The sequence below is a fragment of the Pseudomonas hefeiensis genome (genome assembly GCF_030687835.1).
Lineage (GTDB): Bacteria > Pseudomonadota > Gammaproteobacteria > Pseudomonadales > Pseudomonadaceae > Aquipseudomonas > Aquipseudomonas hefeiensis.
Window position 1 is genome coordinate 5,799,832 of record NZ_CP117449.1, and the last position, 13,735, is coordinate 5,813,566.

Sequence of the window (13,735 nt, forward strand, 5' to 3'; positions counted from 1 at the left end):
CGACCGACCAGCATCGACTGATTGATCCGACACCGGCTCCACGTATCGAGCGAGGTGACGTCATGAGCATTTTTAGCCACTTCCAGCAACGTTTCGAGTCCACGCGGCAGGAGGAATACTCGCTGCAGGAATACCTCGATCTCTGCAAGCAGGACCGCAGCGCCTACGCATCGGCTGCGGAGCGTCTGTTGCTGGCAATCGGAGAACCGGAACTGCTGGATACCTCGGCCAATTCGAGGCTTTCGCGGATCTTTTCCAACAAAGTGATTCGCCGCTATCCGACCTTCCAGGACTTCCATGGCATGGAAGAGTGCATCGACCAGATCGTGTCCTATTTCCGCCACGCAGCTCAGGGCCTGGAAGAGAAGAAACAGATCCTGTACCTGCTTGGCCCCGTCGGCGGCGGTAAATCATCCTTGGCCGAGAAGCTCAAGGAACTGATCGAAAAGGTGCCCTTCTATGCCATCAAGGGTTCGCCCGTATTCGAATCCCCCCTGGGGCTGTTCAACGCTACTGAGGATGGCGCGATCCTTGAGGAAGATTTCGGCATTCCGCGTCGCTACCTCAATACCATCATGTCGCCATGGGCCACCAAGCGCCTGGCCGAGTTCGGTGGTGACATCAGCCAGTTCCGGGTGGTCAAGCTCTACCCTTCCATCCTCAACCAGATCGCGGTAGCCAAGACCGAACCTGGGGACGAAAACAACCAGGACATTTCCGCTCTCGTGGGCAAGGTCGATATCCGCAAGCTGGAGGAGTTTCCACAGAACGATGCCGACGCCTACAGCTATTCGGGTGCGCTGTGCCGGGCCAACCAGGGCCTGATGGAATTCGTCGAGATGTTCAAGGCGCCCATCAAAGTGCTGCACCCCCTGCTGACCGCAACCCAGGAAGGCAACTACAACAGCACCGAAGGCCTGGGGGCGATTCCGTTCAGCGGCATCCTGCTGGCGCACTCCAACGAGTCGGAATGGCACACCTTCCGCAACAACAAGAACAACGAGGCCTTCATCGACCGGATCTACATCGTCAAGGTGCCGTACTGCCTGCGAGTCACCGATGAGGTGAAGATCTACGACAAGCTGCTGTTCAACAGCTCGCTGTCCAAGGCCCACTGCGCCCCTGACACGCTGAAGATGCTTGCCCAGTTCACAGTGCTGTCGCGCCTGAAGGAGCCGGAAAACTCCAACATCTATTCGAAGATGCGGGTCTATGACGGTGAGAACCTCAAGGACACTGATCCGAAGGCCAAGTCGATCCAGGAATACCGCGACAACGCGGGGGTCGATGAAGGGATGAATGGCCTGTCCACACGCTTCGCCTTCAAGATCCTGTCCAAAGTATTCAACTTCGATCCACATGAGATCGCCGCCAACCCCGTTCACCTGTTGTATGTGCTGGAACAGCAGATCGAGCAGGAACAGTTCCAGGCGGAAACCCGTGAGCGTTACCTGCGCTTTCTGAAGGAATACCTGGCCCCGCGCTACATCGAGTTCATCGGCAAGGAAATTCAGACCGCGTACCTGGAGTCCTACAGCGAGTACGGCCAGAACATCTTTGACCGCTACGTGCTTTACGCGGATTTCTGGATCCAGGACCAGGAGTACCGCGATCCGGAAACCGGCGAAATTCTCAACCGAGTGGCTCTGAACGAGGAACTGGAAAAAATCGAGAAACCGGCCGGGATCAGCAATCCCAAGGATTTCCGCAACGAAATCGTCAACTTCGTCTTGCGGGCCCGGGCCAACAACAACGGCAAGAACCCAACCTGGCTCAGCTACGAAAAGCTGCGGGTGGTTATCGAGAAGAAAATGTTCTCCAACACCGAAGACCTGCTGCCGGTCATCAGCTTCAACGCCAAGGCCAGCAAGGAGGACCAGCAAAAACACAACGACTTCGTCACACGCATGGTCGAACGTGGCTACACCGACAAACAGGTACGGCTGCTCTCCGAGTGGTACCTGCGGGTCCGGAAATCGCAGTGAAGCAGTGAAGCAGCGGCAAGCTTCAAGCCATGAGCTGCAGGGGCGCTCACCGCCCCTGCGCTTCTGGCTTGCAGCTTGAAGCTGAGAACTTGAAGCTGCCCGGAGGGTTCATATGAGCTATGTGATCGACCGACGCCTTAATGGCAAGAACAAAAGCACGGTGAACCGCCAGCGGTTTCTGCGGCGTTACCGTGACCACATCAAGAAGGCCGTCGAAGAGGCGGTCAGCCGCCGCTCCATTACCGATATGGAACATGGCGAGCAGATCAGCATCCCCGGACGCGACATCGACGAGCCGGTGCTTCACCACGGACGTGGCGGCAAACAGACCGTCGTGCACCCCGGCAACAAGGAATTCACCAGCGGCGAACACATTCCACGTCCGCAAGGCGGAGGTGGAGGGAGAGGTCCGGGCAAGGCCGGCAACTCCGGCGAGGGTATGGATGAGTTTGTGTTCCAGATTACCCAGGAAGAATTCCTGGAGTTCATGTTCGAGGACCTGGAGCTACCCAACCTGGTCAAGCGCAACCTGACCGGCACCGACACCTTCAAGACAGTACGCGCCGGCATCAGCAATGAAGGCAATCCGTCGCGCATCAATATCATCCGCACGCTTCGTTCGGCCCACGCGCGGCGCATCGCGTTGTCGGGTAGCAGCCGGGCAAAATTGCGCGAAGCCAAGGACGAACTGGCCCGCCTTAAGCGCGAAGAACCCGACAATTTTGGCGATATTCAGGAGTTGGAAGCGGAGATCGAAAAACTTAGCGCGCGGATTCACCGTGTGCCATTTCTCGATACTTTCGACCTCAAGTACAACCTGCTGGTGAAACAACCCAACCCCAGCTCCAAGGCCGTGATGTTCTGCCTGATGGACGTGTCGGGCTCCATGACCCAGGCCACCAAGGACATTGCCAAGCGCTTTTTTATCCTCTTGTACCTGTTCCTCAAACGGAACTACGACAAGATTGACGTGGTGTTCATCCGCCACCACACCAGCGCCAGGGAAGTGGACGAAGAGGAGTTCTTCTATTCCCGGGAAACCGGCGGCACGATTGTCTCCAGTGCCCTGAAGCTGATGCAGGAAATCATGGCCGAACGCTATCCTGCCAATGAGTGGAACATCTATGCAGCCCAGGCGTCCGATGGCGATAACTGGAACGATGATTCGCCCATTTGCCGCGACATCCTGATCAACCAGATCATGCCGTTCGTCCAGTACTACACCTATGTGGAAATTACTCCACGGGAACATCAGGCGTTGTGGTACGAATATGAACGCATCGCCGAAGCGTTTTCCGACACATTTGCCCAACAGCAATTGGTCTCGGCCGGGGATATCTACCCGGTCTTCCGTGAACTCTTCCAGCGCAGGTTAGTGACATGACCGCCAAAAAAGAGCAGAAACGCCAGCCCATTTCCACCGGCTCAGAATGGACGTTCGAGCTGATCCAGGCCTACGACCGAGAAATCAGCCGTATCGCGGACCGTTATGCCCTGGACACTTACCCGAACCAGATCGAGGTGATCACCGCCGAGCAAATGATGGACGCCTACGCGTCGGTCGGCATGCCACTGGGCTATCACCACTGGTCCTACGGCAAACACTTCCTCAGCACCGAGAAATCCTACAGTCGCGGCCAAATGGGGTTGGCCTATGAGATCGTGATCAACTCCGACCCCTGCATCGCCTACCTGATGGAAGAAAACACCATCTGCATGCAGGCCTTGGTGGTGGCCCATGCGTGCTACGGCCACAACAGCTTCTTCAAGGGTAACTACCTGTTTCGCACCTGGACCGATGCCAGCTCGATCATCGATTACCTGGTATTTGCCAAGCAATACATCATGCAATGCGAGGAACGTCACGGCATCGACGCCGTGGAAGACCTGCTGGACTCCTGCCACGCGCTGATGAACTACGGCGTGGACCGCTACAAACGACCGTATCCGATCTCCGCCGAAGAGGAACGCCGGCGTCAAAAGGACCGCGAAGAACATCTGCAAAAGCAGATCAACGATTTGTGGCGCACCATTCCCAAAGGCGCCGACAAGTACAGCGAGAAAGACAACGCGCGTTTCCCTGCCGAACCCCAGGAAAACATCCTCTATTTCATCGAAAAACACGCTCCACTACTGGAGCCGTGGCAGCGGGAAATCGTGCGTATCGTGCGCAAGATCGCTCAGTATTTTTATCCACAGCGCCAGACCCAAGTCATGAACGAGGGTTGGGCCACGTTCTGGCATTACACGCTGATGAACGACCTGTATGACGAAGGCCTGGTCACCGACGGTTTCATGATGGAGTTCCTCACATCCCATACCAGCGTGGTGTTCCAGCCCGGTTTCGACAGCCCGTATTACAGCGGCATCAATCCTTACGCACTGGGCTTTGCCATGTACCGCGATATCCGGCGCATGTGCGAAGACCCTACCGAGGAAGACCGGCGCTGGTTCCCGGACATTGCCGGCTCGGACTGGTTGTCCGCCATTAAATTCGCGATGAGCAGCTTCAAGGATGAGAGCTTCATCCTGCAGTACCTCTCGCCCAAGGTCATTCGCGACCTGAAACTGTTCAGCATCCTCGATGACGACCAGAAGGATGACCTGTTGGTGCCCGCCATCCATGATGAAAGCGGTTATCGCACCATCCGCGAGACGCTGGCGGCGCAATACAACCTGGGCAATCGCGAGCCCAACGTTCAGATCTACAGCATCGATCGCCGGGGCGATCGCTCGCTGACGCTGCGCCATCAGGCGCATGATCGCAAACCGCTGGGCGATTCAACCGACGAAGTCCTCAAGCACCTGCACCGCCTCTGGGGGTTCGACATTCACCTGGAAACCTTGCAGGGCGACCAGGTGATGAAAACCCATCACGTGCCGCCCAGAACCGAACAAGCCGAAGGAGACTATGGCCGCCTGGACTTGGCCGTCATTCATCTTTGACCCCGTTTTCACCTCCGAACGTCTGGCGCAAAGGTTATCCTGTCAGACCAACGGAGGTTTTTTATGCAGATCTATAAAGTCGGCGGTGCCGTTCGCGATCGCCTGCTGGGCATCCCTGTCACCGACATCGACCGGGTCGTGGTGGGGGCTAGCGCCGAGGACATGCTCGCCAAGGGCTTTCGCCCGGTGGGGGCGGATTTTCCGGTATTCCTCGACCCCAAGACCGGTGAGGAATACGCCCTCGCCCGCACCGAACGCAAAAGTGGCCGCGGTTATGGCGGCTTCGTGTTCCATGCCAGCCCCGAAGTCACCCTGGAAGAGGACCTGATCCGCAGGGACCTGACGATCAACGCCATGGCCGAAGACGACCATGGCAATCTTACCGACCCGTACAACGGCCAGGGCGACCTCGAAGCCCGCCTGCTTCGCCACGTTTCTCCCGCGTTCGCCGAAGATCCCCTCCGGGTCTTGCGGGTTGCCCGCTTTGCCGCACGCTATGCTCCGTTGGGTTTCAAAGTGGCGGACGAAACCCTTGAGCTGATGCGCCAGCTCAGCGACTCTGGCGAATTGCAAGCCTTGACCGCAGAACGTAGCTGGAAAGAGATTTCCCGCGCCCTCATGGAAAACCAACCGCAGGTGTTTATCCAGGTCCTGCGCGATTGCACAGCCCTCAAAGTCTTGATGCCCGAGGTTGACGCACTGTTTGGCGTGCCACAACCCGAGGCGCATCACCCTGAAATCGACACCGGCGTCCACACCCTGAGCGTGCTGGAGCAGGCGGCACTGCATGCACAGCCACTGACCGTCCGTTGGGCGTGTCTACTACATGATCTGGGCAAAGGTCTGACGCCCGAACACGAATGGCCCCGACACATCGCCCATGAGCACAAGGGCTTGAAGCTGATCAAGGCGGTCAATGAACGTTTCAAGGCCCCACGCGACTGCCAGGAACTGGCGTTATTGGTCGGTCAATACCACACCCATGGTCATCGCGCGCTCGAATTGAAGGCGTCCACGTTGCTTGAGCTGTTGCAAAGTTTTGACGTGTATCGCCGCCCCCAGCGCTTTGAGGAGTTCATCGCAGCGTGCGAGATGGATGCTCGTGGCCGCAAAGGCTTGGAGAAGCGGAGTTATCCACAGGCGGATTACCTGCGGGGAGCGGCAGCGGCAGCACGCGGAGTGGCGGTGCAACCCTTGCTGGAAAAAGGCTTCAAGGGACCTGAACTGGGGGAGGCGATCAAGCGTGAGCGCCTGCGGGTATTGAAAGCGTATAAGGACGCGACGAGCTGACAGAGCTTTGTGTCAGCTTGTATCTCGGGAGCATAGGCCGCCGCCATCGCGAGCAGGCTCGCTCCCACAGGATATCGCAGACCCCTCAGGGTCAATGTGGGAGCGAGCCTGCTCGCGATGACGTCAGGCCTGACAGCAGCTCCAAAGGCGTGAGCGGTACACCCCGCCACTCAAAAGCCACCGGAGCCAGCACCTGGTCAATCTGCGACTCATCCCACAAAGTAGCGAAGCTTTTACCTACGCCAGGATGAATCCGATCGGGCGCAATCAACGACAATGGCCAAAGGACAAAGGCATTCTTGAGGATTTCGGCGCGGGGCAGGATCAAGCCGTCGAAGTTGCCGACCTGCTCGCCATCCAACAACACGTCGATATCCAGCGGCAGCCCCTTGCGGTCCGGCGCATAACGACCATTGTCCGCCTCGATGAACTTGAGGCGGCGGTCCAGCTCCATCAGCGGCAGGTCTGTAAAGGCCGACACGACGAAATTGAAAAACGGCCCGCTCTTGATCCCCACCGGCTGGCTCTCGAACACCGCGGAACAGCGGATGTCCACCAGGAAGCCGGCGAGGGCTTCAAGACCTGCGCACAAATGAGTTTCGCGCTCGATATTGCTGCCGAGCCCGAGAAAAACCTGAGTCAGCGACATCCGCGCTCGATCTCCACACCAACACCACTGGCCGCCGGCACAGCACCAGGCTTGGTCACTTTCAGACGCAGCCAGGTAATCTTGAACTCGTCCATCAGCTCTTGAGCCAGTCGCTCGGCAAAGGTCTCGACCAGCTGGAATTGAGCTTGCTCGGCAAACGCCTGAATGCGCGACGATACACTGGCGTAATCAAGCGCCAAGGTCAGGTCATCGCCGGCGGCGGCGGGCCGGTTATCCCAAGCGAAACTCAGATCAAGCCGCAGACACTGGCGGATGCCTCGCTCCCAGTCGTAGGCACCAATGACCGTGTCGACTTCCAGGCCCTCGATAAACACTCTGTCCAAGCACTCTTCTCCGCAGCACGACAAGGGCGCAATGCGCCGTTAGAATCAGGGCGTCCTCGCCCGGAATAGTTAGCATGTTTTGGTTACTGGCGACTCTCGCCTACCTGCTCGGCTCGCTGTCCTTCGCCATTTTGCTCAGCCGCCTGACCGGTCGCCCGGATCCGCGAATGAGTGGTTCGGGCAATGCCGGCGCCACCAACATGCTGCGCCTGGCCGGCCGCAAACTCGCCATCCTGACCCTGCTTGGCGACCTCTGCAAAGGCCTTGTGCCGGTTCTGATCGCCAGTCTTGCAGGACTTTCGTTGCAGCAACAGGCCTGGATTGGTGTCTGCGCCGTCATCGGTCACTTGTTCCCGCTGTACTTTCGCTTTCGCGGCGGCAAGGGTGTCGCCACCGCCGCCGGCATGCTGCTGGGTCTGTATCCACCCGCTGCCCTGCTGGCCGTCGCTGCCTGGCTGCTGACGTTCTACCTGACCCGTACCAGCTCCCTTGCGGCACTGATCGCCACGCCGCTGATCCTGCCGTTGCTGGCCTGGCAGGAGCCGGCGGTCTTGCTACCGGTGACCGCACTCGTCGCATTGATCGTCTGGCGCCACCGGGGCAATCTACGCGACCTGTTTGCCGGGCGCGAACGGCATTTTTAGTCCGCGCACCTTACAGAGGTGATAACTGCTCCATGGGCCAGCGCGCCTGCACGCTGATTGCCAGGCTTTCGTGCTGGCCGGCTTGCAAACGCTGGCACCCGGCGAAGGCAATCATCGCACCATTATCTGTGCAGAACTCCGGCCTGGCGTAGTAAACGTCGCCGTTCATGCTGCCAAGCATGTTCTCCAGAGATACGCGCAGCGCCTTGTTCGCACTGACTCCGCCAGCGATCACCAAACGCTTGAGTCCGGCTTGTTTCAGGGCACGCTTGCACTTGATGGTCAAAGTCTCCACCACCGCCTGCTGGAACGCTAGCGAGATGTCGCAACGGGCTTGCTCGCCGTCGTCTGCGGCACTGACACATTGCTGCCAGGTGTTCAAGGCGAAGGTTTTCAGGCCACTGAAGCTGAAATCCAGACCGGGGCGGTCACACATCGGCCGCGGAAAGACGAAACGCCCTTCAACCCCTTGAGCCGCCAATCGTGCGATTTCCGGACCGCCCGGGTAATTGAGACCCATCATTTTCGCGGTTTTGTCGAACGCTTCACCGGCAGCGTCGTCCAGGGTTTCCCCCAACAACTCGTATTGGCCGATGCCATCGACCCGGACCAGTTGCGTATGACCGCCAGAGACCAACAAAGCGACGAACGGAAACTCCGGCGGTTGCGGCTCCAGCATCGGCGCCAGCAGATGGCCTTCCATGTGATGCACACCCAGGGCCGGGATACCCCAGGCAAAGGCCAGCGCCTGGGCACAGGAGGCACCCACCAGCAGCGCGCCCACCAGGCCCGGCCCGGCGGTGTAGGCAATGGCATCGATCTCGGTCGGCACACAGTCGGCTTCGGCCAGAACCTGGCGGATCAAGGGCAGCATGCGCTTGACGTGATCACGGGAGGCCAGTTCGGGCACCACACCGCCATAGGCGCGGTGCAGATCGATCTGGCTGAACAGCGCATCGGCCAGCAGGCCGCGTTCACTGTCGTATAGTGCGACACCGGTTTCGTCGCAGGAGGTTTCTAATCCCAGTACTAGCATGGGTTTGCGCCTTGTAGAGGCTGAATTCGAAGGCGCGCATAATAGTCGCCGCGTTGTGCCCCGACCAGCGGTTTTCGATCAGAGGCTTTGCATTCCGAGCGATGAGGGGTTAACATCCGCAACCCTTAAAAACCGACGTCTTCAAGTGCTCTTTTGCCGCGAGGATGTTGACCCCGGTAATGAATGAAGGTAGCTCTGGATGCCAGCCGTCAAAGTAAAAGAGAACGAACCCTTCGACGTAGCACTGCGTCGTTTCAAGCGCTCCTGCGAAAAAGCCGGTGTTCTGGCTGAAGTTCGTAGCCGCGAATTCTACGAGAAGCCGACTTCCGAGCGTAAGCGCAAAGCAGCAGCCGCTGTTAAGCGTCACGCTAAGAAAGTTCAGCGCGAACAGCGCCGCGCCGTACGTCTGTACTAATACACAGACGTCCGTAGCAAGCTTCTGCCAAGCCCGGCCTTCAAGCCGGGCTTATGGCATTTGCGGAAAACGCTTGATGCTTCACTGTCAAAGTCGCGCATGCGACCGAGACAACCTGCTTTACAACGTCAGACCTGGCTCTTTTGCCAGCGGTGCACGTCTCTTCTGACGAGCCTTCCAAGGCTACTGACGAGCACACCCCTGATTCCTCTAACGACGATCAGCCCAAGGCACCTGCTTGCGTGCCCGCCTGATGATCCGAGGCCCGACCGGCCGTAACCGGACTCAGCGCAACATATTCAAACAGTCGAAAACTGATTAGTCATTAACGTCAGTGGATTATCGGCAGATACACTTCCCGACAGCGATGATGCAGACGACCCGGTCGAGCCACCGTTTTACCGTGCCTCAAGACCAAGAGTCGGTTACGCCCGCTGATTTCGGGCCCATATTTCGCGCAGTGATGATGAGAACGCCATGGCCGGGCTGATTCCCCAGAGCTTTATTGACGACCTCCTGAACCGCACCGACATCGTCGATGTGGTCAGCTCTCGCCTGCAAATGAAAAAAGCCGGCAAGAACTACACGGCCTGCTGCCCATTCCATAAGGAAAAGACCCCGTCCTTCAGTGTCAGCCCCGACAAACAGTTTTATTACTGCTTCGGCTGTGGCGCTGGTGGCAATGCCCTCGGCTTCATCATGGACCACGACAACCTGGATTTTCCCCAGGCTGTCGAGGAACTGGCCAAAGCCGCCGGCATGGAAATTCCTCGCGAGGAAAGCGGTCGAGCGCACAAGCCGCGCCAACCGACCGACTCGCCGCTCTATCCACTGCTGACCGCGGCGGCGGATTTTTATCGCCAGGCCCTCAAAAGCCATCCGGCCCGCAAAGCGGCAGTGGATTATCTCAAGGGCCGCGGCCTGACCGGAGAAATCGCCCGGGACTTCGGCCTCGGCTTTGCCCCGCCCGGCTGGGACAATCTGTACAAGCATTTAAGCAGCGACACCTTGCAGCAGCGCGCCATGATCGACGCCGGCCTACTGATCGAAAATGCCGAAACCGGCAAGCGCTATGACCGTTTCCGCGACCGGGTAATGTTCCCGATCCGTGACACGCGCGGGCGGATCATCGCGTTTGGCGGCAGGGTCCTGGGCGACGACAAGCCCAAGTATCTGAACTCCCCGGAGACCCCGGTATTCCATAAAGGACAGGAACTCTACGGGCTATACGAAGCGCGCAAGAACAACCGCAACCTCGACGAAATCATCGTCGTCGAAGGCTACATGGACGTAATCGCCCTGGCCCAGCAAGGTCTGCGCAATGCCGTTGCAACCTTAGGCACCGCCACCAGCGAAGAGCACATCAAGCGCCTGTTTCGCGTCGTGCCCAGCGTGTTGTTCTGCTTCGACGGCGACCAGGCTGGCCGCAATGCCGCTTGGCGAGCACTCGAAGCCACGTTGCCATGCCTGCAGGACGGGCGGCGAGCGCGCTTTCTGTTTTTACCCGAGGGCGAAGACCCGGATACCCTGGTGCGCTCCGAAGGCACCGACGCATTCCGTGCGCGGATCAACCAGCACGCGCAACCGCTGGCCGATTATTTTTTTCAGCAACTGACCGAAGAAGCCGATCCACGCTCCCTCGAAGGCAAGGCTCATATGGCCACCCTTGCGGCACCGCTGATCGACAAGGTGCCCGGCGCCAACCTGCGCACATTGATGCGCCAGCGCCTGACCGAAATCACCGGACTGAACAGCGAAGCGGTCAATCAGCTGGTCCACAGCGCCCCCCAGGAAGCGCCGCCGGCTTACGACCCGGGTATTGATTACGACGCGATGCCGGATTTCGCCGACTATCATCAACCTCAGCAGGACTACGCGCCTGCGCAGGAATGGACGCCCAAGAAACCGGGCAGCGGCGGCAAGAAATGGGACAAAAAAACCTGGGACAAGAACGGTAAGCGCGGCGATCGCGACCAGCCACGTGCCCCGCGCGTGCCGGCCGCCGTCGAACCACCAACACTGGCCGCCCTGCGGACTTTGCTGCACCACCCGCAACTGGCTGAAAAAGTCGAGGACGCGGGGAACTTCGCCGCCGAGGACCACAGCAATACGCAATTGCTGATCGCACTCCTTGAAGCCGTGCAGAAGAACCCCAAACTAAACTCTTTCCAGTTGATCGCCCGGTGGCACGGCACCGAACAAGGGCGTCTGTTGAAGGCCCTGGCCGAGAAGGAATGGCTGATTGATGGAGACAACCTTGAACAACAGTTTTTCGACACCATTACTAGCTTGTCCGCCCGCCAACGCGAGCGAAATCTGGAACAACTTCTGCGAAAAGCTCGCCAGAGCGAGTTGACCAGCGAAGAGAAAAACCAATTGCGCGACTTACTCAGCCGCAATGTTTGCGCATCAAACCCGACCTCAACTGGCGCGTGAGGTCACAGCTCAGGTATAATCCTCGGCTTGTTTTTTGCCCGCCAAGACCTTCAGTGGATAGGGTGTTATGTCCGGAAAAGCGCAACAGCAGTCTCGTATCAAAGAGTTGATCCTATTGGGTCGTGAGCAGGGCTACCTGACTTACGCGGAGGTCAACGACCACCTGCCGGAGGATATTTCAGATCCGGAACAGGTGGAAGACATCATCCGCATGATCAACGACATGGGGATCAACGTATTCGAGGTTGCTCCAGATAAGGATGCCCTTATGCTGGCCGACGCCGATACCGACGAGGCGGCCGCTGAAGAAGCGGCTGCAGCGTTGGCAGCGGTCGAGACCGACATTGGTCGCACCACCGATCCCGTGCGCATGTACATGCGTGAAATGGGCACGGTAGAGCTCCTCACGCGTGAAGGCGAAATCGAAATCGCCAAGCGTATTGAAGAAGGCATCCGCGAAGTGATGGGCGCAATCGCGCACTTCCCTGGCACGGTTGACCATATTCTCTCCGAGTACACCCGCGTCACCACCGAAGGTGGTCGCCTGTCCGACGTCCTGAGCGGTTACATCGACCCGGACGACGGCATCGCGCCGCCTGCAGCCGAAGTGCCGCCGCCGATCGACGCGAAAGCCGCCAAGGCCGACGACGACACCGATGACGACGACGCCGACGCCAGCGACGACGAAGAAGAAGCCGAAAGTGGTCCGGATCCGGTCATCGCCGCACAGCGTTTTGGCGCGGTGTCCGACCAGATGGAGATCACTCGCAAGGCGCTGAAGAAGCACGGCCGCAGCAATAAGCAGGCAATTGCCGAGCTGTTGGCACTGGCCGAGCTGTTCATGCCGATCAAACTGGTGCCAAAGCAGTTCGAAGGCCTGGTAGAGCGTGTTCGTGGCGCTCTGGATCGTCTGCGTCAGCAAGAGCGCGCGATCATGCAACTTTGTGTGCGTGATGCCCGCATGCCACGTGCCGATTTCCTGCGTCAGTTCCCTGGCCACGAAGTCGACGAAAGCTGGACCGATGCACTGGCCAAAGGCAAAAGCAAATACGCTGAAGCCATCGGTCGCCTGCAACCGGACATCGTTCGCTGCCAGCAGAAACTGAGCGCACTGGAGGCCGAAACCAGCCTGACCATCGCCGAGATCAAGGACATCAACCGTCGTATGTCGATCGGTGAGGCCAAGGCCCGCCGCGCGAAGAAAGAGATGGTCGAAGCGAACTTGCGTCTGGTGATCTCCATCGCCAAGAAGTACACCAACCGCGGCCTGCAATTCCTCGATCTGATCCAGGAAGGCAACATCGGCCTGATGAAAGCGGTGGACAAGTTCGAATACCGTCGCGGCTACAAGTTCTCGACTTATGCTACCTGGTGGATCCGTCAGGCGATCACTCGCTCGATCGCCGACCAGGCCCGCACCATTCGTATTCCGGTGCACATGATCGAGACCATCAACAAGCTCAACCGCATTTCCCGGCAGATGTTGCAGGAGATGGGTCGTGAACCGACTCCGGAAGAGCTGGGCGAACGCATGGAAATGCCTGAGGACAAGATCCGCAAGGTATTGAAGATCGCCAAAGAGCCGATCTCCATGGAAACCCCGATCGGTGATGACGAAGACTCCCATCTGGGTGACTTCATCGAAGACTCCACCATGCAGTCGCCGATCGATGTCGCCACCGTTGAGAGTCTCAAGGAAGCGACTCGCGAAGTACTCTCCGGCCTTACTGCCCGTGAAGCCAAGGTACTGCGCATGCGTTTCGGCATCGACATGAATACCGACCACACCCTTGAGGAAGTCGGTAAGCAGTTTGACGTGACCCGCGAGCGGATTCGTCAGATCGAAGCCAAGGCCTTACGCAAATTGCGCCATCCGACGCGAAGCGAGCATCTGCGCTCCTTTCTCGACGAGTGACGTTAAAAACCCCCGGCCCTGCCGGGGGTTTTGTTATGTGCAGATAAAATCCCCCCGTTGCGCCCCCCCGTCCTA

The 13,735-nt window shown here is 58.6% G+C and carries 11 protein-coding genes; 8 read left to right on the plus strand and 3 right to left on the minus strand.

Translation table 11 applies throughout. The features are described from left to right. Positions 1–62 precede the first annotated feature (62 nt). From PSH57_RS26260 to PSH57_RS26275, 4 genes are all read left to right on the plus strand, one after another. Positions 63–1,985, plus strand: a complete 1,923-nt coding sequence (locus tag PSH57_RS26260; protein ID WP_047228075.1) for a PrkA family serine protein kinase — start codon at positions 63–65, stop codon at positions 1,983–1,985. Positions 1,986–2,097: 112 nt separating this feature from the next. Continuing rightward, positions 2,098–3,369, plus strand: coding sequence for a YeaH/YhbH family protein (locus PSH57_RS26265; protein WP_256231076.1), 1,272 nt, complete (start codon positions 2,098–2,100; stop codon positions 3,367–3,369). Further along, a complete protein-coding gene (locus tag PSH57_RS26270; protein WP_305386265.1) occupies positions 3,366–4,931 on the plus strand; it encodes a SpoVR family protein in 1,566 nt (521 codons plus the stop codon). The genes PSH57_RS26265 and PSH57_RS26270 overlap by 4 nt, the downstream gene beginning before the upstream one ends. Positions 4,932–4,994: 63 nt before the next feature. After that, entirely contained in the window at positions 4,995–6,221 is a 1,227-nt protein-coding gene (locus tag PSH57_RS26275; protein WP_305386267.1) for a multifunctional CCA addition/repair protein, read from the plus strand. Positions 6,222–6,312: 91 nt separating this feature from the next. On the opposite strand, the gene folK is transcribed toward PSH57_RS26275, so the two are convergent. Then, positions 6,313–6,870 carry a 2-amino-4-hydroxy-6-hydroxymethyldihydropteridine diphosphokinase gene (folK, locus tag PSH57_RS26280; protein ID WP_305444794.1) on the minus strand — a complete coding sequence of 186 codons (558 nt, stop codon included), beginning with the start codon at positions 6,868–6,870 and terminating at the stop codon, positions 6,313–6,315. Then, the gene (folB, locus tag PSH57_RS26285; protein WP_039590767.1) at positions 6,861–7,214 is read right to left on the minus strand and encodes a dihydroneopterin aldolase; all 354 of its coding nucleotides are present in this window, start codon (positions 7,212–7,214) and stop codon (positions 6,861–6,863) included. The genes folK and folB overlap by 10 nt, the downstream gene beginning before the upstream one ends. Positions 7,215–7,288: 74 nt before the next feature. Between folB and plsY the strand changes: the two genes are divergently transcribed. After that, on the plus strand, positions 7,289–7,858 hold the full coding sequence (gene plsY, locus PSH57_RS26290) for a glycerol-3-phosphate 1-O-acyltransferase PlsY (protein ID WP_305386271.1): 570 nt from the start codon (positions 7,289–7,291) through the stop codon (positions 7,856–7,858). A gap of 10 nt (positions 7,859–7,868) precedes the next feature. On the opposite strand, the gene tsaD is transcribed toward plsY, so the two are convergent. Beyond that, positions 7,869–8,894 (minus strand): tRNA (adenosine(37)-N6)-threonylcarbamoyltransferase complex transferase subunit TsaD, encoded by a 1,026-nt coding sequence (gene tsaD, locus PSH57_RS26295; protein WP_305386272.1) that lies wholly within the window; start codon positions 8,892–8,894, stop codon positions 7,869–7,871. A 199-nt stretch (positions 8,895–9,093) separates the two neighbouring features. On the opposite strand from tsaD, the gene rpsU reads away from it, so the two are divergent. The 3 genes from rpsU (at position 9,094) to rpoD (ending at position 13,660) form a co-directional block, all read left to right on the plus strand. Continuing rightward, positions 9,094–9,309 (plus strand): 30S ribosomal protein S21, encoded by a 216-nt coding sequence (gene rpsU, locus PSH57_RS26300; protein WP_002551877.1) that lies wholly within the window; start codon positions 9,094–9,096, stop codon positions 9,307–9,309. Between the two features lie 477 nt (positions 9,310–9,786). Beyond that, a complete protein-coding gene (gene dnaG, locus PSH57_RS26305) occupies positions 9,787–11,745 on the plus strand; it encodes a DNA primase (protein ID WP_305386275.1) in 1,959 nt (652 codons plus the stop codon). Between the two features lie 67 nt (positions 11,746–11,812). Beyond that, positions 11,813–13,660 (plus strand): RNA polymerase sigma factor RpoD, encoded by a 1,848-nt coding sequence (gene rpoD, locus PSH57_RS26310; protein ID WP_305386277.1) that lies wholly within the window; start codon positions 11,813–11,815, stop codon positions 13,658–13,660. The last annotated feature ends 75 nt before the right edge of the window (positions 13,661–13,735 follow it).

Coding starts and splice junctions, on each gene's coding strand:
- PSH57_RS26265 (WP_256231076.1), top strand. CDS start 2,098: ATGAGCTATGTGATCGACCGACGCCTTAATGGCAAGAACAAAAGCACG.
- PSH57_RS26275 (WP_305386267.1), top strand. CDS start 4,995: ATGCAGATCTATAAAGTCGGCGGTGCCGTTCGCGATCGCCTGCTGGGC.
- PSH57_RS26260 (WP_047228075.1), top strand. CDS start 63: ATGAGCATTTTTAGCCACTTCCAGCAACGTTTCGAGTCCACGCGGCAG.
- plsY (WP_305386271.1), top strand. CDS start 7,289: ATGTTTTGGTTACTGGCGACTCTCGCCTACCTGCTCGGCTCGCTGTCC.
- rpoD (WP_305386277.1), top strand. CDS start 11,813: ATGTCCGGAAAAGCGCAACAGCAGTCTCGTATCAAAGAGTTGATCCTA.
- folK (WP_305444794.1), bottom strand. CDS start 6,870: ATGTCGCTGACTCAGGTTTTTCTCGGGCTCGGCAGCAATATCGAGCGC.
- PSH57_RS26270 (WP_305386265.1), top strand. CDS start 3,366: ATGACCGCCAAAAAAGAGCAGAAACGCCAGCCCATTTCCACCGGCTCA.
- tsaD (WP_305386272.1), bottom strand. CDS start 8,894: ATGCTAGTACTGGGATTAGAAACCTCCTGCGACGAAACCGGTGTCGCA.
- rpsU (WP_002551877.1), top strand. CDS start 9,094: ATGCCAGCCGTCAAAGTAAAAGAGAACGAACCCTTCGACGTAGCACTG.
- dnaG (WP_305386275.1), top strand. CDS start 9,787: ATGGCCGGGCTGATTCCCCAGAGCTTTATTGACGACCTCCTGAACCGC.